Here is an 18,464-nt window from a genome sequence, read left to right as displayed (position 1 = left end):
CGATAGCCCCGGCAATCCGGCCGGGCCGGCCGCGCGAGAAGGATGCGGCCACGTCGCCGCAACACCCCTCCTCGCTAGGATAGCCATTGACTCAGTTCTCCGACCTCAACCTCGACCCCCGCGTTCTCCAGGCCCTCGCCGACGCCAACTACCAGACCCCGACGCCCATCCAGGCCGGCGCCATCCCCCCGGCGCTCGAAGGCCGCGACGTGCTCGGCATCGCCCAGACCGGCACCGGCAAGACGGCGGGCTTCGTGCTCCCCATGATCACCCGGCTGGCCCAGGGCCGCGCCCGCGCCCGGATGCCGCGCTCCCTCGTCCTCTGCCCGACGCGCGAGCTCGCGGCCCAGGTGGCCGAGAACTTCGACAAGTACGCCAAGCACGTGAAGCTCACCAAGGCGCTCCTCATCGGCGGCGTCAGCTTCAAGGACCAGGACGCGCTGATCGACCGCGGCGTGGACGTCCTCATCGCCACCCCTGGCCGCCTCCTCGACCACTTCGAGCGGGGCAAGCTCCTCCTCACCGGCGTTCAGATCATGGTGGTGGACGAGGCCGACCGGATGCTCGACATGGGCTTCATCCCCGATATCGAGCGCATCTTCGGCCTGACGCCCTTCACCCGCCAGACCCTGTTCTTCTCCGCCACCATGGCGCCCGAGATCGAGCGGATCACCAAGACCTTCCTGTCGAACCCCGCCAAGGTCGAGGTCGCCCGCGCCGCCACGACGGGCGAGAACATCGAGCAGGGCGTCGTCGTCTTCAAGCCGCACCGGCGCGAGAACGAGGCCAGCGAGAAGCGCGCCGTCCTCCGCGCCCTGATCGACGGCGAGGGCGAGGCCTGCTCGAACGCGATCATCTTCTGCAACCGCAAGATCGACGTCGACATCGTCGCCAAGAGCCTCAAGAAATACGGCTACAACGCCGAGGCGATCCACGGCGACCTCGAGCAGAGCCAGCGGATGCGCACCCTCGACGCCTTCCGCGACGGCAAGCTCCGCCTCCTGATCGCCTCAGACGTCGCCGCGCGCGGCCTCGACATCCCGGCGGTCAGCCACGTCTTCAACTTCGATGTCCCCTCCCACGCCGAGGATTACGTCCACCGCATCGGCCGCACCGGCCGAGCCGGCCGCTCGGGCAAGGCGCTCACGATTTGCTCGCCCCGCGACGAGAAGTATCTGACCGCCATCGAGGCCCTCGTCCGCAAGGAGATCCCGCGCGTCGAGAACCCGCTCAAGGACGCGCCGCCCCGCGAGGAGCATCCCCGGCGCGAGGAGAAGGCCGAGAAGCGGGGCCGCCGCGACCGCCGCGAGGACCGTCCGCAGCGCGAGCCGCGCCAACCCGAGCCCGTGTTCGTCGAGGCCGCCCCCGTCGAGGTCGCCGAGGCCCCCCGCCCCGAGCGCGCCGAGCGTCCCCAGCGCGAGGAGCGTCCCCGCCGCGAGGACCGTCGCCCGAGGGGCGAGCCGCGCGACGAGAAGGTCGTCGGCATGGGCGACGACGTGCCCTCCTTCATCCGCATGAGCTTCGCGGAGCGTCGGGCCGGGTGAGGCTGCTTCTTTCGATCCTGCTCGCCTGCCTCGCCAGTGGCGCGGCAGCCCAGAGCTGCGTGGCCCGCGTCAACGCGCAGGAGCTCATCATCGTCCCCGAGGCGATGGGCGCGCCCGCGCCCTCCATGCGCGAGCGCCTGAGGATGTGGCCGTCCCGCACCTGGGACCGCGCCTGGGGCGAGCGGGTGGACTGCGACAGCGCCACGATCACGCACTTCCTCGCCACCACCATGCAACTCGACCAGACCGAGGGCTACTGCCTCGCCGCCGACGACGCGCAGGGCTGGCTCCTCGTGCCGGGCGAGGCCAACTATCGCGGCCGTTGCGTCAAGACGGTCTGCGACCGGGTGAACGTCGTGGCCGGCGGCATGGGCGCGCTCGGCCGGGCCATGGTCGGTCTCACCACCGGCCGCGAGGTCGAGACCGGCGCCGACGCGGTGACGGCCGTCGCCCACGGCACCGGCGCCGTCCTCGTCACCGGCCAGGCCTCGGCGGTCTCCACGAGCCTCGGCCAGGCGGCGGCCACCCTTGGCACCGCCCTGAGCACCCCCGCCGCGGCGAGCGCCGCCGCCGTGACGCTCATCGGGGTCGGCAGCGCGGTCTACCTCTGCTCGGAGTGACCGTAGGGTGGGTGAAACCCACGCGGTTCACGCTGGAAAGCCGCTCGACGCTCACCAGCTTCGCGCGAGCGTCCGCAACGCATGGGTTCCACCACCCTACACACCTGTAGGGCGGACTTCAGCCCGCCACGCCACGGCTCCAACGGCGCACCGTCTCAGAGCGGGGCTGGCGGGCCGAAGCCCACCCTACGCTGGTTGTAGGATGGGGATTCACCCCACCATGCGGCGCCAACCGATAGGATCAAACTTCAGACGTTGTGGCCGCCGGGCCTAGCGGCCCCTCGTTCGGCGCTGAGGACGGTCCTCCGGGCGCGCCTCATCCCTCGATCTTCGTCAGGTCCGCCACTTCCAGGCACAGCCGCCGGATGCGCGAGAGCAGGTTCAGCCGGTTCCGCCGCACCACCTGGTTCGGGGTGTTCACCTGCGCCGCTGTCAGGAACGCATCGAGCGGGGCCCGCAGCGCTGCGAGCGCCGACATGGCCTCGCCAAAGTCCTCCCGCTCCATCGCCGGCCGGATGCGCGCCTCGGCCGCGTCGAGCGCCGCGAAGATCGCCCGCTCCTCGTCGTACTCCGCCCATTTCGGGTCCGCGCCGAAGGAGTATTCGACCCCGTCCTTGGCCTCCGCCTGCGCGAGCAGGTTCGCCGCCCGCTTGAAGCCCTGGAGCAGGTTCTCCCCGTCCTCGGTCTTGAGGAACGCCGCCAGCGCCTCCGCCCGCCGCACGAGCAGCACGAGGTCGTCGTTCCCCGGCATGGCAAGGCAGGCGTCGATGACGTCGTGCCGGATGCCCTGGTCGCGGAGGTGAACCTTCAGGCGGTCGTGGAGGAAGGAGAGGAGGTCTGGAAACTTCTTGCTAAGCGAAGAGTGGTATCTGCCTACAGCGAACTTCACTGCGGACTCGATAAGTTTGGAAATCTGTTCGTTCTCTTCTCGCACATCCTCCTCAACCAAAGAGCTATAATCCTGGAGTAAAAAGGAATAGATGGAAGAACTCTGTGCAAGATGAGCTAAAGTCCCTTTCAGGGTTCTATAATGTTCATAAGCCTGCATGATCTCCGTACGAGCGTCCGCACGGAATCTGGCCGCATATCTCTCTGAAAATTCCCCTACAGAACTCATATAGGCGTCTACGATCCTTAGCCGGTGTTCACCGGTTAGGAGCAACCTAATCACCCCCAGCGCCGCCCGCCGCAGCGCAAACGGATCCTTGCTCCCCGTCGGCTTCTCGTCTATGGCCCAGAACCCGGTCAGCGTGTCGATCTTGTCCGCCAGCGCCACGGCCACCGAGACCGGCGCGTTCGGCACCTCGTCGTTCGGCCCGAGCGGCGAGTAATGCTCCTCAGCCGCTACTGCTACCTCCGGCGGCAATCCTGCGGCACCAGCGTAATACCGCCCCATAAGTCCTTGAAGCTCCGGGAACTCCCCCACCATCGAGGACCGCAGGTCGAGCTTCGCCACCTCAGCCGCCTGCGCGGCCAACTCCGGGTCCGCCCCCACGAACGGCGCGATCTCCTGCGAAAGCGCCCGGATGCGCTCCACCCGTTCCCACTGGGACCCGAGCTTGTTGTGGAAGGTGACGTGCCTCAGCCCCTCCTTCCACTCCTCCATGCCCGACGTCGCGACCCGCAGGTCGTTCTCCCAGAAGAACCGCGCGTCCGAGAGCCGCGCCCTCAGCACCTTGGCGTTCCCGGCGAGGATCGTCGCCCCGTCATCCGGCGTCTCGATGTTCGCGACCGTGACGAAGCCCTCGATCCGCCCCGTCCCGGGGTTCCGCACCGAGAAGAACTTCTGGTGCTCCTTCATGGAAGTCTGGAGCACTTCCGCCGGCAGTTCCAGGAACTGCTCCTCGATGGCGCCCATCAGCGTCACCGGCCACTCCACGAGCCCCGCGACCTCGGCCAGCAGCCCCTCGTCCTCGACGATCTCCAGCCCCCGTGCAAAGGCGAGCGTCGCCGCGTCGTGCCGGATGCGCTCCCGCCGCTCCTCGGCCCGCAGCACCACATGGGCCCGCTTCAGCTTCGCCTCGTAATCCTCGAAGGACACGACGGAAAACGCCTCCGGCGCATGGAAGCGATGCCCCCGCGTCGTGTTCCCCGCCGTGATCCCCTCGATCTCGAACGGCACGACCTCCGCGCCGTCCTCCCGCACCAGCAGGCACAGGATCGAGTGCAGCGGCCGCACCCAGCGCAGCGACCCCGAGCCCCAGCGCATCGACTTGGGCCACGGGAACTCGCGGATCACCCGCCCGAGCACCTCGGCCACGATCTCCGCCGCCGCCCGTCCCGGCTTCTCGATGACGGCGAAGAAAACCTCGCCCTTCTTCTCCGCCCGCCGTTCCAACTGCTCCAGCGCCAGCCCCGTGGACCGAAGGAACCCCTGCACCGCCGCCTCGGGCGCATCGGTCCTCGGTCCCTTACGCTCCTCGCGCACCGCGCGGCTCTGGTCCGAGAGCCCCTCGACCGCCAGCACCAGCCGCCGGGGCGTCGAGAACGCCGCCGCGCCCGAATAGGTCAGCCCGGCCTCGACCAGACCGTCGGTCATCAGCGTCCGCAGGTCCTCGGCCGCCTTGGCCTGCATCCGGGCGGGGATCTCTTCCGAGAAGAGTTCGATCAGCAAATCGGGCATCATTCGAGTCTTTCGGGAACGGGGGGACAGCCCTCGGGCGCGGGCTCGCCGTTGAAGACGACCTCGCCGCAGGCGTTGATCTGCTGCCAGGCAAAGCCGCGCCCGTCCGGCAGGACGGCGACCACGCGGTCGATGCCATAGCGGATGTCCTTGACGGACAGGAAGGCGCGACCCTCGCCGGATTCCAGCGCGTCGCCAATGGCTTCCGCGTCGAAGCAGTCGAACCAGCCCGGCGCGTTGAGTGGCGTCGGCTCCTCATAGGCCTCGAACTTCTGCGCCAAGGCGTCAAGCGGCTCCGAGGTCGTGAAGCACTCGCGGAACCGGATGGGCGACGACTCGCTGTCGATGGCCCTGAGGTCCGATGCCGCGATCGTCTCCCCGCCCTCGTTGCCCTTCAGGACCAGCGTCACCGGCCCCGCCTGCTCGGGCGTCAGCTCGTCGTAATAGGCGTAGACCTGCAGCCACCACATCCCGACCCCCATCGCGAGGGCCGTCAGCAGCAGCGCCACGATGATGATCCGCCCGGCTCTCACGCCGCCGCGCCCTCGACGTGGCCCCCAGCCTCGGTCCGCACGAAGGCGTCGGCGCAGAGCTTGGCCAGCGCCCGCACCCGCCCGATATAGGCCTGCCGCTCGGTCACGGAGATGACGCCGCGCGCGTCGAGCAGGTTGAACAGGTGCGAGGCCTTGATGCACTGGTCATAGGCCGGATGGGCGAGGATGATCCGCTTGCCCGTCTTCGGGTCCACGTCCTCGACCGCCAGCAGCTTCCGGCACTCGGTCTCCGCATCCTCGAAATGCCTCAGCAGCCGCTCGGTGTCCGCTGCATCGAAGTTGTGGCGCGAGTATTCCTCCTCCGTCTGCCGGAAGATGTCGCCGTAGGTCAGCGGGATCGGCGTCTGCGGGTCGTTGAACGGCATCTCCATGACATGCGCGAGGCCAAGGACATACATCGCCAGCCGCTCCAACCCATAGGTCAGCTCGCCCGACACGGGGCGGCAATCGTGCCCGCCGACCTGCTGGAAGTAGGTGAACTGCGAGACCTCCATCCCGTCGCACCACACCTCCCAGCCCAGGCCCCAGGCGCCTAGCGTCGGGCTCTCCCAGTCGTCCTCGACGAAGCGGATGTCGTGCATCCTGGTGTCGATGCCGATGGCGTCCAGAGAGCCGAGGTAGAGGTCCTGAAGGTCCGGCGGCGACGGTTTGATGAGCACCTGATACTGGTAGTAGTGCTGGAGCCGGTTCGGGTTCTCCCCATACCGCCCGTCGGTCGGACGGCGCGAGGGCTGCACGTAGGCCGCGGCCCAGGACTTCGTCCCCAGCGCCCGCAGCGTCGTCGCCGGATGGAAGGTCCCGGCGCCGACCTCCATGTCGTAGGGCTGCAGGATCGCGCAGCCCTTCGACGCCCAGTAGCTCTGGAGCCGCAGGATGATCTCCTGGAAGGAACGCGGAAGGTCGGCCATCGGGCACCCCCTTGAGAGGACGCCCCCTCCTAGTCGCCACCCCAAGGCGGGGCAAGGGGGCCACGGTCCCGGCGTCCCGACGCCCGGACACGCGGAATTGTGCTGCGCCTCGCGCGCGCTCGCGGCAAATCACGCGGGCGACGGCAGCGAGGGGTTTGCGCGATGTTGAGACGGACGGTGGCGGGGCTCGCGCTCTGGGTGGCGATGGCGGGGGCCCTCGCGGCGCAGGATGGCCAGGTCTGGGTCCAGGTCGAGGCGCTGCCCACGATCGACCGCGCCCGCCTCTCGGCCGAGGGCTACTCCGAGCAGCTCCCCGACGTCGCCGGTTACTACATCGGCTCCGGCTGGTACGCCGTGGCGCTCGGCCCCTACACGCCCGAGGAGGGCGAGGCGGTGCTCGAGAACCTCAAGGCCGAAGGGCTGATCCCCGGCGATTCGACCCTCGCCGACGGCTCGCAGTTCCAGCAGCAGTTCTGGCCCGCCAACGCCCCGAGCACCGGCGTCGCGGCCTCCTCGGACAACGCCGAGGCCCAGGACCCCGCCGCCCTCCCGGCCGCGCCGACCGCCCCCGTCGCCATCCCCGAGGAGAGCTTCGCCGAGGCGCAGGCCAGCGAGGCCGCCCTCTCGCGCGGCGAGAAAGAGCAGCTCCAGGCCGCCCTGCAATGGGCGGGCGTCTACCAGGGCGGCATCGACGGCGCCTTCGGCTCCGGCACCCGCGCCGCCATGTCGGCCTGGCAGTCGCAGAACGGCCACCAGCCCACCGGGGTCCTCGATTCCCGCCAGCGGGCCGAGCTCCTGGGCGCCTACAACGCGATCCTCGACGACATGGGCCTGGAGACCGTCCGCGACGAGACGGCGGGCATCGAGATCGAGCTGCCGATGGCGCTCCTCGGCGCGCCGATGACCGAGGCGCCCTTCGTCCGCTACGCCGCCACCGACGGCTCGCCCGCACAGGTCGTCCTGATCTCCCAGCCAGGCGACCAGAGCCGCCTCGCCGGCCTCTACGAGATCATGCAGACCCTGGAGGTCGTCCCCGAGGAAGGCCCGCGCGAGCGGACGGACGAGGCCTTCATGATCGAGGGCCAGGACACCAGCATCCACTCCACCACCTACGCCTGGCTGGTGGACGGGCAGATCAAGGGCTTCACCTTGGTCTGGCCCGCGGGGGACGAGGACCGGCGCGCCCGCCTCGTGGACACCATGCGGGCGAGCTTCCGGCGCCTGCCCGGCGTGCTCGACCCCGCCGCTGGCGACCCGGGCGAGGATCAGGCCGCGGATCTCGTCTCGGGCCTCCAGGTGCGCCAGCCGCAGCGGACGGCAACGGGCTTCTACGTGGACGCCCAGGGCACCGTGGTCACCACCGCCGACGCCGTGGGCCAATGCTCCGAGATCACGCTGGACGAGGCCACCCCGGCCCGGGTCCTCGGCACCGATCCCGCGCTGAACCTCGCCGTCCTGCAGCCGCAGTCGGCCCTCGCGCCGCGCGTCGTCGCGGGCTTCCGCGCCACGATCCCACGCATCGGCACCGAGGTCGCCGTCGCTGGCTACCCCTACGGCGGCGCCCTCGCGCTTCCGGCGCTGACCTTCGGGACCCTGGCCGACGTGCGCGGCCTGAATGGCGAGGAGGCCGTGCGCCGGCTCGACCTGTCGGCGCAGGCAGGCGACGCCGGCGGTCCGGTCCTGGACGAATCCGGCGCGGTGATCGGGATGCTCCTGCCGCGCGGGACCGGCGCCCAGGTCCTGCCCGATGACGTGAGCTACGCCCTCGACGCCCAGACGATCCAGGCCGAGCTCGCGCAGGCCGGCATCACCGGGAGCGTCTCCGAGGACACGGCCAGCCTCGGCGCCGAGAAGCTCACCCGCGACGTGGCGGGCCTGACCGTGCTGGTGAGCTGCTGGTGACGACCCTGCCTCGCAGGGTCCCGTAGCCTGGAGCGCCACCCGACCGCCTCACGGGGAAACCCGTGAGCGGGGGATGAACCCCACCTTACGGCAGGTGCACCAGCGACGCGAAGAGGCGCGGGTCGAGGCTTTCCGCCCGGAAGGTCTCGCCCTCGATCAGCAGGCTGACGGCGTCGTGGCTGTGCAGGCTCTCCTGGTGGCTCGCCACCACCCGGAAGTCGCCGATCCGCGAATCGCTCAGGAACTCCGCCGCGAAGAGCCGGGCCGCGTCCTCCACGAAGATCGGATGCGCGGCGTTCAGCTCCGCGAAGGCCTGCTCGTCCTCGCGCTTGACCATGACCTGCGTCTCGGTCGGAACCGCGCGGCGGGCCATGTCGATCAGGTCCTCGAACCAGAGCTTCCCCTGGCCGGGCACGACCTCCACCGACAGCCGCGCCACCGAGCGCTGGGCGTGCGGCACGGCGAGCTGCCCCCGGGTCTGGCGCGCGTGCTCCGAAAGCTCCAGCGAGCAGGGGCAGGTCGAGGCGTAGACGTAGTCGAGGTGGAAGATCTTCTTCCTGAGCCCCTCCTGGTCCACGAGCTCGAGGGCGATGTCGTAGTACTGGTAACCCCAGAGCCCCGACCGGAGCGACTCCACCTTGAGCGGGAAGCGGAAGCGCATCTGGATGCGGGCGTCGCAGGACCCGAGGTCGGCCTTGTAGCTGTCCAGCGCCCGCTCCATCACGTCGAAGGAGAAGGTCTCCTCCGCGAAGCGGTAGAAACTGCGCATCAGCCGGGACATGTTGATGCCCTTCTTCCCCGCCTCCAGGCTCACGGTCCCGGTGACGGAGGTCTCGAGCGTCACGTCCCCGTTGTCGCGGCTGTGGAACCGGATCGGCAGCCTGAAGCCCGAGATGCCGACGTGCTGGATCGGCGCCCTGGCGCCCCGGATCAGCGATTCCGGCCCGTTCTGCAGGTCCGGCAGCGTCGCGCGATAGAGCGCGTCGGGCGCGAACTCGTCGGGATAGGCGCGGGCGAGGTCGGGATAGTTCGACACCTCGCGCCCCGGCAGGAGCCGGGCGACGGCGGGGTCGAGGTCGGCGACCTCCTCGGGCGTGGCCCGGGCCGCCCAGCGGCGCAGCAGAGCCAGGGCCTCGGCGGCGTCGGACCGCGCGGGATCCCGGTCGAGTTCGGGCGAGTGGACGTTCATGAGCGCTTCCCCCTAGGTCACGCAGGCCCCACATATGGGGCCTGTGTAACGCCGGCGCAACGATAGCCTCTTACTCGGCTGCGTCCCGCGCCGAACGCGACGCCTGCGCGGCGTCCAGCGCCCCCATCACGTCGGCGATCAGGTCGTCGGTGTCCTCGATCCCGCAGGAGAACCGGATCAGCCCCGGCGTGATGCCCAGCTTCGCCTTCTGCTCGTCGGGGAGCCGCTGGTGCGTGGTCGAGGCCGGGTGCGTGGCGATGGTCTTGGCGTCGCCCAGGTTGTTCGAGATCACCGCTATCTCCAAGGCGTTGAGGAACGCGAAGGCCGCCTCGCGCGAGCCGACGTCGAAGCTCAGCACCGTCCCGCCCGAGCCCGTCTGCGCCATGGCGACCGCGTGCTGCGGATGGCTCTCAAGCCCCGGATAGATCACGCGGGCAAGCTGGGGATGCCCCTCCAGCGCCTTCGCGAGCGCGAGCGCCGTCGCCGCCTGCGCCCGCACCCGCAGGTCCATCGTCTCCAGCCCCTTGAGCATGATCCACGACGTGAAGGGCGACATCGCCCCGCCCGTGTGCTTCATGTAGGGTTCCAGGGTCTTGCGGACGAACTGCTTCGTCCCCAGCACGATGCCGCCCAGCGCCCGCCCCTGCCCGTCCACGTGCTTCGTCGTCGAATAGACCACCACGTCGGCGCCGAGCTCCGCCGCCCGGCTGAACACCGGCGTGGCGAAGACGTTGTCCGCGATCACAACCGCGCCGGCCGCATGGGCGATCTCGGCCACGCCCGCGATGTCGATGACCTCCAGCGTCGGGTTCGAGACGGTCTCGAAGAACACGGCCTTCGTCCCCGGCCGCACCGCCGCCCGCCACTGGTCGAGGTCGCACCCGTCCACGAAGGTCACCTCGACCCCGTAGCGCCGCAGCACCTCCTCGAGGATGTAGAGGCAGGACCCGAACAGCGCGCGCGAGCTGACCACGTGGTCCCCCGCCCGCAGCATCGAGGTCAGCGCGCCGGACACCGCCGCCATCCCCGAGGCCGTCGCGAAGGCGTCCTCGGTCCCTTCCAGCACGGCCATCCGCTGCTCGAACATGGAGGTCGTGGGATTGCCGTAGCGGGCATAGATGAACTCGTCCGGCCCGGCCTGGATGAACCGCGCCTCGGCGTCCTCGGCGGTGTCGTAGACGAAACCCTGGGTGAGGAAGATCGCCTCGCTCACCTCGTTGTACTGGCTCCGGCGGACGCCTGCATGGACGGCCTTTGTGCGCTTCTTCCAGTCGGTCATGGTCGTTCCCCACTCCTAGCAGCGGCGGCAAATGGGGGACGGTCCCCACTTTAGCGGATTATTTAACGTGGCCCGCAATCAGGGTCGCCCAAATCGCCACGGGGCCGCACTACGCCTCCCCCCGCGCAGGGTCAAGGCGCCCTTGCCCTCGCCGAACGCCGCGCCATCCTAGCGCCCGACCCGACCCGAGGAGAGCCCATGCCCGCGCCCATCGAGCTTCATTACTGGCCCACGCCCAACGGCCACAAGATCAGCATCGCGCTCGAGGAGATGGGGCTGCCCTACGAGGTCCGCCTCGTGAACATCAACAAGGGCGAGCAGTTCGAGCCCGACTTCCTCCGCATCGCACCCAACAACCGGATGCCGGCCATCGTGGACCCGCAGGGGCCGGACGGCCAGCCGATCTCCGTCTTCGAGTCGGGGGCGATCCTCCAGTACCTCGCTCGCAAGACCGGCATGTTCTACGGCAAGACGGAGCGCGAACGCGTCGCCGTGGACCAGTGGCTCTTCTGGCAGATGGGCGGCGTCGGCCCCATGGCGGGCCAGGCCAACCACTTCCTCCGCTACGCTCCGCAGATGGACCCGCCGCAGGTCCTCCCCTACGCGCAGGACCGCTACCGCCGCGAGGTCGGCCGTCTTTACGGCGTGCTCGACCGCCGCCTCGCCGACAGCCGCTTCGTCGCCCTGGACGAGATGACCATCGCCGACATGGCGATCTATCCCTGGGCCAAGGGCTGGGAGACGCAGGAGCAGGCCCTCGACGACAAGCCCCACATGCGACGCTGGCTCGACGAGATGGCGTCGCGCCCCGCCGTCCAGCGCGGCCTCGCCGTAGGTGCCGAGGCGCGGAGCAACGCCGCCATGGACCGTGATGCCCAGCGCATCCTCTTCGGGCAGGCCGCCCGCCCTTGATCCCGCCGCGACGGCGGGACATGGAGGCTCCGCCCGCCAATCGAGGATCCCGAGTGACTGAAGCCTGGCACGACCTCGACGGCCGCACGCGGCTGGCGCTTCCGCCGCGCATCCGCGACTGGCTCGCGCTCGGGAGCTCCATGACCGCGCAGGTCGCCCTCGCCGCCGGCGGGCCCGTGGACGTGGAGGTGCTCCGCCAGGGTCCCGGTCGCCTCCTTCCCGACGAGCGCCACTTCTTCCCCGGCGCGATCGGCCCCGCCACGGTGCGGGAGGTCTGCCTCTCGGTCCGGGGCCGCCCGCTGCTCGTGGCCCGGACGGTCCTGACCTCCCGGAGGCTCCAGGCCCATCCGACGATCCGGAACCTCGGCACCCGCGCCCTGGGCTCGCTCCTGTTCGTCGATGGCCCGCCGGCCTGGACCGCCCGCCAGGTCGCCCTGCTCGGACCCGGGGCGCCGCTGTTTGGCCTGGTCCGCCAAAGACACCCGGGGATCGCGGGCGGCTACTGGGCTCGCCGGACGCTCTATCGCCTCTTCGGCGAGCCGCTCCTCGTGACCGAGGTCCTGCTGCCCGAGCTGGTCCACCTCGCCGCGGCCCGAACGGAACCGCCCCCCGAGCGGACCCGTCGCGCGGGCTAGGTCACTTCGGCGGCGTGTCCTCGATCATGTGCGCCTGGAGCGCCATGATCTGCACCCAGAGGAACAGCACCAGGGCCGCCGGGAAGGCGAAGGTCTCCAAAGTGACCCAGAGCTCCGTGCTCTGCGTCCGCCAGATCGCCTCGTTGGCGACCGCGAGCACCGCGAACATCGCCGCGAGCCGCCGGGTCAGGATCATCCATCCCTCGTGCCGCATCGGCAGGAGCTCGCCCATCACCCATTCCAGCGTGCTCGTGCCCCAGAGGAGGCCACCGCCCAGCAGCGCCGCGAAGGTCCCATAGACGATCGTCGTCTTCATCTTGAAGAAGCTCTCGTCGTTGAACCACGCCGTCAGCCCGCCGAACACCACGACCATCAGCGCCGTGAAGACCTGCATCCGCGACAGCCGTCCCGTCAGCCACCACAAGGCCGCCATCGCCGCCAGCAGCAAGGGCACGAGCACCAGCGTCGCGACGATGAAGCCCGAATAGGTCGTCCCCCCGATCTCGAAGCTCCGCTCCTTGAGGCGCAGGTAGATCACGAAGAACAGGATCGTCGGCCCGAGCTCCAATGCCTGCTTCAGGACGGGGTTGATGGGTCTGGGGCTCATGGCGGCTTCGGAACAGTTTCGGGACTGCCGCCATTCTAGACGGACGGGACAGTGTGGCGCCGCGACGTCGCCCGCACAAGGACTCGTGAATACAAGATGGAGTGACCGTGACCGAGCTGATCGTCCACGAGCTGCGCGACACCTTCCGGGCGGTGCCCTTCCCCGTGGCTTTCCTGCGGATCCTCTCGGCCGTCATCCTCGCCGGCCTGGTCGGCGCCGAGCGCGAATGGCGCCGCAAGCCCGCGGGCCTGCGCACGCATATGCTCGTCTCGCTAGCCGCCTGCCTCTACGTGATCGTCGGGCGCGAGCTCGTGAACGTCGACTTCGTGGGCGCGCGGGGCGAGATGCGCGTCGACCCCATCCACTTGATCGAGGCCGTCACCGCCGGGGTGGCCTTCCTCGTCGCCGGCATCGTCATCACCTCGGGCGGGAAGGTGCTGAACGTCACGACCGGCGCGTCGCTCTGGCTCGCGGGCGCCATCGGGCTGGCCTGCGGGGCGGGCCAGATCCCGCTCGCCGCGCTCACGACGGTGGTGGTGCTGGTGGTGATGATGGGGCTCGCCTCGGTGGTGCAGCGCAACGACGACTAGGCCTCGGCCCCCGTCAGGGCGCGCGCGAACTCCTCCGGGTCGAAGGGCGACAGGTCGTCGATCTGCTCGCCCACGCCGATGGCGTGGATCGGCAGCCCGAACTTGTCGGCCAGCGCCACCAGGACGCCGCCCTTCGCCGTCCCGTCGAGCTTGGTCATCACCAGCCCGGTCACGTCCGCGATCCTGCGGAAGATCTCCACCTGCTGCAGCGCGTTCTGCCCCGTCGTCGCGTCCAGCACCAGGATCGTGTTGTGCGGCGCCGTGGGGTCCTTCTTGCGGATCACCCGGACGATCTTGGCCAGCTCCTCCATCAGGTCCTGACGGTTCTGGAGCCTGCCGGCCGTGTCGATCAGCAGCAGGTCCGCCCCCTCCCGCCCCGCCCGCTCCATCGCGTCGAAGGCGAGGCTCGCCGGGTCCGACCCCTGCGCCGCCGTCATCACCGGCACGCCCGCGCGTTGCCCCCAGACCTGAAGCTGCTCCACCGCCGCCGCCCGGAACGTGTCGCCGGCCGCGATCACCACCGACTTGCCGGCGGCGCGGAACTGCGAGGCGAGCTTGCCGATGGTCGTGGTCTTCCCAGACCCGTTCACGCCCACGACCAGCACGACCTGCGGCTTCCTGGGGAACAGCGGCATCGGCCGCGCCACGCCTTCCATGATCCGCGCGACCTCGGCGGACAGGATGCCCTTGATCTCCGGCACCGAGAGCCGCCGCCCCATCCGCCCTTCGGCGAGGTTCGCCGTCACCCGCAGCGCCGTGTCGACCCCCATGTCCGAGGCGACCAGCAGGTCCTCGATCTCCTCCAGCATCGCGTCATCCAGCGTCCGGCGCGGGCCCTCGATCGTGACCTCGCCCTCTCGCCCGAAGAGCCGCCCGAAGAGTCCCCCCCGCTGCGGCGCGGGTTCCCGAGTGGCAGGAGCGGTCGGCGCTGCTGCAGGAGGCGGCGCAACCGGCGCCGGCGGCACCGGAGCGGGCGTCATTAGCGTCGGCTGAGGCTCCGGCGTCCGCGCCTCCTCCTCCGGCGGCGCGGCCTCGCCCTGCCCCACGATGTCGGCCAGCCCCTCGTCGAGCTTCGACGAGGTCTTGAACAGCCGGTCCTTGAGCTTGCCGAAGAAGGACATGGAACCCCCGAGTTGCGTGGCCCTCAGGTAAGCCTTTCCACTCGGCTTGCAAAGGCGCCCCCTCGCGGGCAGGCTGCCCGAATGCGCGCGCTCCTTCTCCTCCTCACGCTCGCCACGCCCGTCCGGGCGCAGGACGCCATCACCGCCGACGAGTTCCAGGCCCACGTGGAGGGCCGGACCCTCACCTACGGCGCCCCCGGCCAGCCGCCCTACGGGATCGAGCACTACTTCCCCAACCGCCGCGTCATCTGGGCCTTCCTGGGCAGCGACGACTGCCTCGAAGGCACTTGGCACGCCAAGGGCCCGCCCGAGTCCCCCGCCATCTGCTTCGACTACGAGGACGACCTGGGCCCGCAGTGCTGGCGCTTCTTCCGCGACGGCGACGGTCTCCGGGCCGAGTTCCTGGGCGAGGGCGGGGGCCTGACGCTCTACGAGCTCAAGGATGAGGAGAACGGCCTCGTGTGCGGCGGGGTCGGCGTATGAGGACCGTCCTCCTCGCGCTCCTCCTCGCGACCCAAGCCTGTCCCGCGCCTGCGCAGGAGGCCTTGAAGGGCAGTGCCTTCGAGGCGCTGGTCCAGGGCCGCACCCTAACCTATGGCGCGAAGGGCCAGCCGCCCCGCGGCTATGAGCGCTACTACTCCGACCGCCGCGTTACCTGGGCCGAGCCCGACGGTACCTGCATGGAAGGCCGCTGGTATCCCAAGGGCCCGCAGATCTGCTTCTCCTACGACGGCGAGCCCGATCCCTTCTGCTTCCTCTACTACCACGACGGGGATTCGATCCTCTCCACCAACCCCGACGGCAGCGAGCCCGAGACCTCCACCGACGCGCCCCTCGACGTCGCGAACTTCGGCTGCGCCTGGCTGGGGGTGTGAACCGGGTCGGGCCAGGACGGACCCGTAGGGTGGGCTTCAGCGCACCATGCCCCGTCTGACATGGGCACGGCGTCGGACGATGGAGGTTGGCGGGCTGAAGCCCCCCTGCGCCGATCCGACCTGCTCGGCCAATGTCCTAGAGCAAGCTTCCCTGCTCCGGCGGTGGCTCGGCCCCTGGCTTCTTGGGGGCAGCAGGCCGGTTCCCCACCATGACCCGCCCATCGGCGAACTCGATCTCCAGGCTCGCCGCCCGCGCCGCCGCCTCGGCCCGCGTCACTACCTGCCCCTCGCTCCTCACCACCGCGAAGCCCCGCTCCAGCGCGCTCTTGTAGCTCAGCGACTCGTTCAACCGGTCGAGCGCCGCCAGGGCGTCCCGCAGCCGCCCGATCCGGCCGAGCGGCAGCTCCGCCGTGAACCGCCGGGCCACCCGCGCGAAGTCCTCCCGCCCCTCCGCCGCCGCCCGCGCCGCCAGCGGATCGAGCCGGGGTCCGAGCCGCGCCAGCGCCTCCCCCGCCCCCGCGACCCGCCGATCCCGCGCGAGCTCCAGCCGCCCCGAGAGGTCCTGCAGCTCCCGCCCCGCATCCCGCGCCACCCGCGCCAGCGCCGGCCCCAGGCTCCGCTCCGCCTCCGCCACCCGCCTCTTGCCATCCTGCAAGGACCGCTGGAGCACCCCCGTACCGATCCGCAGGTCCGCGAGCTTCACCCGTTGCCGGGACGTGACCCCCCTCAGCGCGGCGGGCAGCCGGGCCGACAGGAAGTCCACTCGCTGCTGCACGCCCGCGAGGATCGCGTCCCCCCTTGGCAGCGCCCGCGCCAGATCCCCAAGCCTCTGCCGCCGCCGATCCACGCCCAGCCGCAGCGCCCGCGAGCCCCGCGCGCCCAGCGTCGCCACCCTCTCCACCAGTTCCGCCCTGACCGGCACCGCCATCTCGGCGGCGGCGGTCGGCGTCGGCGCCCGCAGGTCCGCCGCGAAGTCGCAGAGCGTCGTGTCCGTCTCGTGCCCCACGGCCGAGATGACGGGGATGCGCGACCCAGCGACGGCCCGCACCACGATCTCCTCGTTGAAGCCCCAGAGGTCCTCGATCGACCCCCCGCCCCGCGCCACGATCAGCAGGTCCGGCCTCGGGATCGGCCCCCCTTCGGGCAACGCATTGAACCCCATCACGGCACGCGACACCTCGGGCGCGCAGTTCTGCCCCTGAACGGCGACCGGCCAGACGATCACTCGGCGCGGAAAGCGGTCCCGCAGTCGATGGAGGATATCCCGGATCACCGCCCCCGAGGGCGAGGTCACGACCCCGATCACCTCCGGCAGATACGGAATCGGCTTCTTCCGCGCCGGATCGAACAGCCCCTCGCCGGCCAGCTTCTTCCGCCGCGCCTCGAGCTGCGCCATCAACGCCCCGGCCCCGGCGGGCACCAAGTCGTCCACGATCATCTGATACTTGGACTGCCCCGGAAAGGTGGTCAGCCGCCCCACGGCCACCATCTCCAGCCCCTCCTCCGGCCGGGCGGTCAGGCGCGCCGCCTGCCCCTTCCAGCTCACGGCGGCCAGCACCGCGTTCCCGTCCTTGAGGTCGAAGTAGATGTGCCCCGAGGGCGGTCGCGACACCCGCCCGATCTCGCCCCGCACCCGGACGAAGGCGAACTCCCCCTCCACCATGCGCTTCACGGCGCCCGAGATCTCCGACACCGAGAACTCCGGCGCGTTGGACCGACGTGGCGGGGCGTCATCGTCGTCGAGGAGGTCCATCGGCGCATCCTTGCGGGGTCGGGTGCGTGACCTTAGAACGCCTCGCGAACAAGGCCAACCGGAGTCGCCGCCATGAACGTCCTGATCCTCGGCTCCGGCGGCCGAGAGCACGCGCTTGCCTGGGCGGTCAAGCAGAACCCGAAATGCGACCGCCTCATCGCCGCGCCCGGCAACCCCGGCATCGCCCGGATCGCCGAATGCGCCGACCTCGACATCCTCGACGGCGACGCGGTGGCGCTCTTCTGCGGCGAGAACGCGGTGGACCTCGTCATCGTCGGCCCCGAGGCCCCCCTCGCCGCCGGGGTCGCCGACCGCCTCCGCGACGCCGGCGTCCTCGTCTTCGGCCCCTCGCAGGAGGCCGCCAAGCTGGAGGCGTCCAAGGCCTTCACCAAGGATGTCTGCGATGCCTGCGGCGCCCCAACCGCCGCATGGGCTGCCTTCTCGGACCTCGCCGAGGCCCGCGCCCATGTGCGGCGCGAGGGCGCCCCCATCGTCGTCAAGGCCGACGGCCTCGCCGCCGGCAAGGGCGTGACCGTGGCCCAGTCCGTCGAGGAGGCGCTCGCCGCGCTCGACGCGGTGTTCTCCGACGGCCAAGGCAGCGTCGTCATCGAGGAATGCCTGACCGGCGAAGAGGCCTCGTTCTTCGTCCTCTGCGACGGCACCGCCATGCTCCCCCTCGGCACTGCCCAGGACCACAAGCGCGTGGGCGAGGGCGACACCGGCCCCAACACCGGCGGCATGGGCGCCTACTCGCCCGCCCCCGTCCTCTCCGACGCCGTCCAGAAGCGCGCCCTCGACGAGATCGTCGCCCCTACGCTGGCCGAGATGGCCCGTCGGGGCACCCCCTACCAGGGCGTCCTCTACGCCGGCCTGATGATCGAAAACGGCGCCCCCAAGCTCATCGAATACAACGTCCGCTTCGGCGACCCCGAGTGCCAGGTTCTGATGATGCGCCTCGGCGGCCAGGTGCTCGACCTCATTCAGGCCTGCGCCGAGGGCCGCCTCGCGCAGGTCCAGGCCCACTGGGCCGACGACCATGCCCTGACCGTGGTCCTCGCCGGCAACGGCTATCCCGGCACGCCGGAGAAGGGCACACCGATCCGCGGCCTCGACGCCCTTCCCGAGACCTCCTCCGAGATGGTTTTCCATGCCGGCACCGCCGAGCGCGAGCGCCAGCTCGTCGCCAACGGCGGCCGGGTCCTTAACGTCACCGCCCGTGGCGAGACCCTTCAGGAGGCCCGCGACCGCGCCTATGCCATGGTGGACCGCATCGACGCGCCCGGCCTCTTCTGCCGGCGCGACATCGGCTGGCGGGCCCTCTGAAGGCCACCTCGCAGGTTGGGGCTTTCACC

17 protein-coding genes and 1 riboswitch are annotated in these 18,464 nt (G+C 70.5%); of the genes, 9 read left to right on the top strand and 8 right to left on the bottom strand.

The window, feature by feature from the left end:
• The first annotated feature begins 86 nt into the window (after positions 1-86).
• Positions 87-1,544 (top strand): DEAD/DEAH box helicase, encoded by a 1,458-nt coding sequence (locus tag RUMESO_RS16875; RefSeq protein ID WP_037281734.1) that lies wholly within the window; start codon positions 87-89, stop codon positions 1,542-1,544.
• The gene (locus RUMESO_RS16870) at positions 1,541-2,164 is read left to right on the top strand and encodes a hypothetical protein (RefSeq protein ID WP_037281732.1); all 624 of its coding nucleotides are present in this window, start codon (positions 1,541-1,543) and stop codon (positions 2,162-2,164) included. The genes RUMESO_RS16875 and RUMESO_RS16870 overlap by 4 nt, the downstream gene beginning before the upstream one ends.
• Positions 2,165-2,480: 316 nt before the next feature.
• On the opposite strand, the gene glyS is transcribed toward RUMESO_RS16870, so the two are convergent.
• Genes glyS through RUMESO_RS16855 form a run of 3 tightly spaced genes read right to left on the bottom strand, consistent with a single transcriptional unit; the run spans position 2,481 to position 6,249 of the window.
• Complete coding sequence (glyS, locus tag RUMESO_RS16865; protein WP_037281797.1) at positions 2,481-4,787, bottom strand: glycine--tRNA ligase subunit beta; 2,307 nt, start codon at positions 4,785-4,787, stop codon at positions 2,481-2,483.
• The gene (locus tag RUMESO_RS16860) at positions 4,787-5,320 is read right to left on the bottom strand and encodes a DUF6446 family protein (RefSeq protein WP_037281730.1); all 534 of its coding nucleotides are present in this window, start codon (positions 5,318-5,320) and stop codon (positions 4,787-4,789) included. The genes glyS and RUMESO_RS16860 overlap by 1 nt, the downstream gene beginning before the upstream one ends.
• Entirely contained in the window at positions 5,317-6,249 is a 933-nt protein-coding gene (locus RUMESO_RS16855; protein ID WP_037281728.1) for a glycine--tRNA ligase subunit alpha, read from the bottom strand. Before RUMESO_RS16855 ends, RUMESO_RS16860 begins: the two co-directional genes overlap by 4 nt.
• A 162-nt stretch (positions 6,250-6,411) precedes the next feature.
• Between RUMESO_RS16855 and RUMESO_RS16850 the strand changes: the two genes are divergently transcribed.
• Complete coding sequence (locus RUMESO_RS16850) at positions 6,412-8,151, top strand: trypsin-like peptidase domain-containing protein (protein ID WP_037281726.1); 1,740 nt, start codon at positions 6,412-6,414, stop codon at positions 8,149-8,151.
• 85 nt (positions 8,152-8,236) lie between these two features.
• Here RUMESO_RS16850 and folE2 read toward each other — a convergent pair whose 3' ends face one another.
• Positions 8,237-9,340, bottom strand: coding sequence for a GTP cyclohydrolase FolE2 (gene folE2, locus RUMESO_RS16845; protein WP_037281725.1), 1,104 nt, complete (start codon positions 9,338-9,340; stop codon positions 8,237-8,239).
• 70 nt (positions 9,341-9,410) lie between these two features.
• Positions 9,411-10,619: an O-succinylhomoserine sulfhydrylase gene (gene metZ / locus RUMESO_RS16840; RefSeq protein WP_037281724.1), complete on the bottom strand. Its 1,209-nt coding sequence runs from the start codon at positions 10,617-10,619 to the stop codon at positions 9,411-9,413.
• A gap of 33 nt (positions 10,620-10,652) precedes the next feature.
• A riboswitch (SAM riboswitch) is annotated at positions 10,653-10,729 on the bottom strand.
• 88 nt (positions 10,730-10,817) lie between these two features.
• Here metZ and RUMESO_RS16835 point away from each other — a divergent pair.
• Positions 10,818-11,531, top strand: coding sequence for a glutathione S-transferase N-terminal domain-containing protein (locus tag RUMESO_RS16835; RefSeq protein ID WP_037281723.1), 714 nt, complete (start codon positions 10,818-10,820; stop codon positions 11,529-11,531).
• 53 nt (positions 11,532-11,584) lie between these two features.
• The gene (locus RUMESO_RS16830) at positions 11,585-12,166 is read left to right on the top strand and encodes a chorismate--pyruvate lyase family protein (RefSeq protein WP_037281722.1); all 582 of its coding nucleotides are present in this window, start codon (positions 11,585-11,587) and stop codon (positions 12,164-12,166) included.
• Position 12,167: 1 nt separating this feature from the next.
• On the opposite strand, the gene RUMESO_RS16825 is transcribed toward RUMESO_RS16830, so the two are convergent.
• Positions 12,168-12,773 carry an inner membrane-spanning protein YciB gene (locus tag RUMESO_RS16825; RefSeq protein ID WP_037281721.1) on the bottom strand — a complete coding sequence of 202 codons (606 nt, stop codon included), beginning with the start codon at positions 12,771-12,773 and terminating at the stop codon, positions 12,168-12,170.
• A 107-nt stretch (positions 12,774-12,880) separates the two neighbouring features.
• Between RUMESO_RS16825 and RUMESO_RS16820 the strand changes: the two genes are divergently transcribed.
• On the top strand, positions 12,881-13,363 hold the full coding sequence (locus tag RUMESO_RS16820) for an MgtC/SapB family protein (RefSeq protein ID WP_037281795.1): 483 nt from the start codon (positions 12,881-12,883) through the stop codon (positions 13,361-13,363).
• Here RUMESO_RS16820 and ftsY read toward each other — a convergent pair.
• Entirely contained in the window at positions 13,360-14,484 is a 1,125-nt protein-coding gene (gene ftsY, locus RUMESO_RS16815) for a signal recognition particle-docking protein FtsY (RefSeq protein ID WP_037281719.1), read from the bottom strand. The two genes, RUMESO_RS16820 and ftsY, sit on opposite strands and share 4 nt — an antisense overlap.
• A gap of 81 nt (positions 14,485-14,565) precedes the next feature.
• Here ftsY and RUMESO_RS16810 point away from each other — a divergent pair, with 81 nt between their 5' ends.
• Together RUMESO_RS16810 and RUMESO_RS16805 are read left to right on the top strand one after the other, a co-directional pair.
• The gene (locus RUMESO_RS16810; RefSeq protein WP_037281717.1) at positions 14,566-14,967 is read left to right on the top strand and encodes a hypothetical protein; all 402 of its coding nucleotides are present in this window, start codon (positions 14,566-14,568) and stop codon (positions 14,965-14,967) included.
• On the top strand, positions 14,964-15,359 hold the full coding sequence (locus tag RUMESO_RS16805) for a hypothetical protein (protein ID WP_051521415.1): 396 nt from the start codon (positions 14,964-14,966) through the stop codon (positions 15,357-15,359). The genes RUMESO_RS16810 and RUMESO_RS16805 overlap by 4 nt, the downstream gene beginning before the upstream one ends.
• Before the next feature lie 136 nt (positions 15,360-15,495).
• Here the strand turns inward: RUMESO_RS16805 and xseA are convergent, their stop codons facing one another.
• Positions 15,496-17,112, bottom strand: coding sequence for an exodeoxyribonuclease VII large subunit (gene xseA / locus RUMESO_RS16800; RefSeq protein WP_037281716.1), 1,617 nt, complete (start codon positions 17,110-17,112; stop codon positions 15,496-15,498).
• Between the two features lie 72 nt (positions 17,113-17,184).
• Here xseA and purD point away from each other — a divergent pair, with 72 nt between their 5' ends.
• A complete protein-coding gene (gene purD, locus RUMESO_RS16795; protein ID WP_037281715.1) occupies positions 17,185-18,435 on the top strand; it encodes a phosphoribosylamine--glycine ligase in 1,251 nt (416 codons plus the stop codon).
• The last annotated feature ends 29 nt before the right edge of the window (positions 18,436-18,464 follow it).

Origin of the sequence: Rubellimicrobium mesophilum DSM 19309 (genome assembly GCF_000600335.2) — a bacterium.
Lineage (GTDB): Bacteria > Pseudomonadota > Alphaproteobacteria > Rhodobacterales > Rhodobacteraceae > Rubellimicrobium > Rubellimicrobium mesophilum.
Note: the sequence above shows the minus strand (reverse complement) of the source record. Positions and strands in the feature narration are given on the sequence as shown.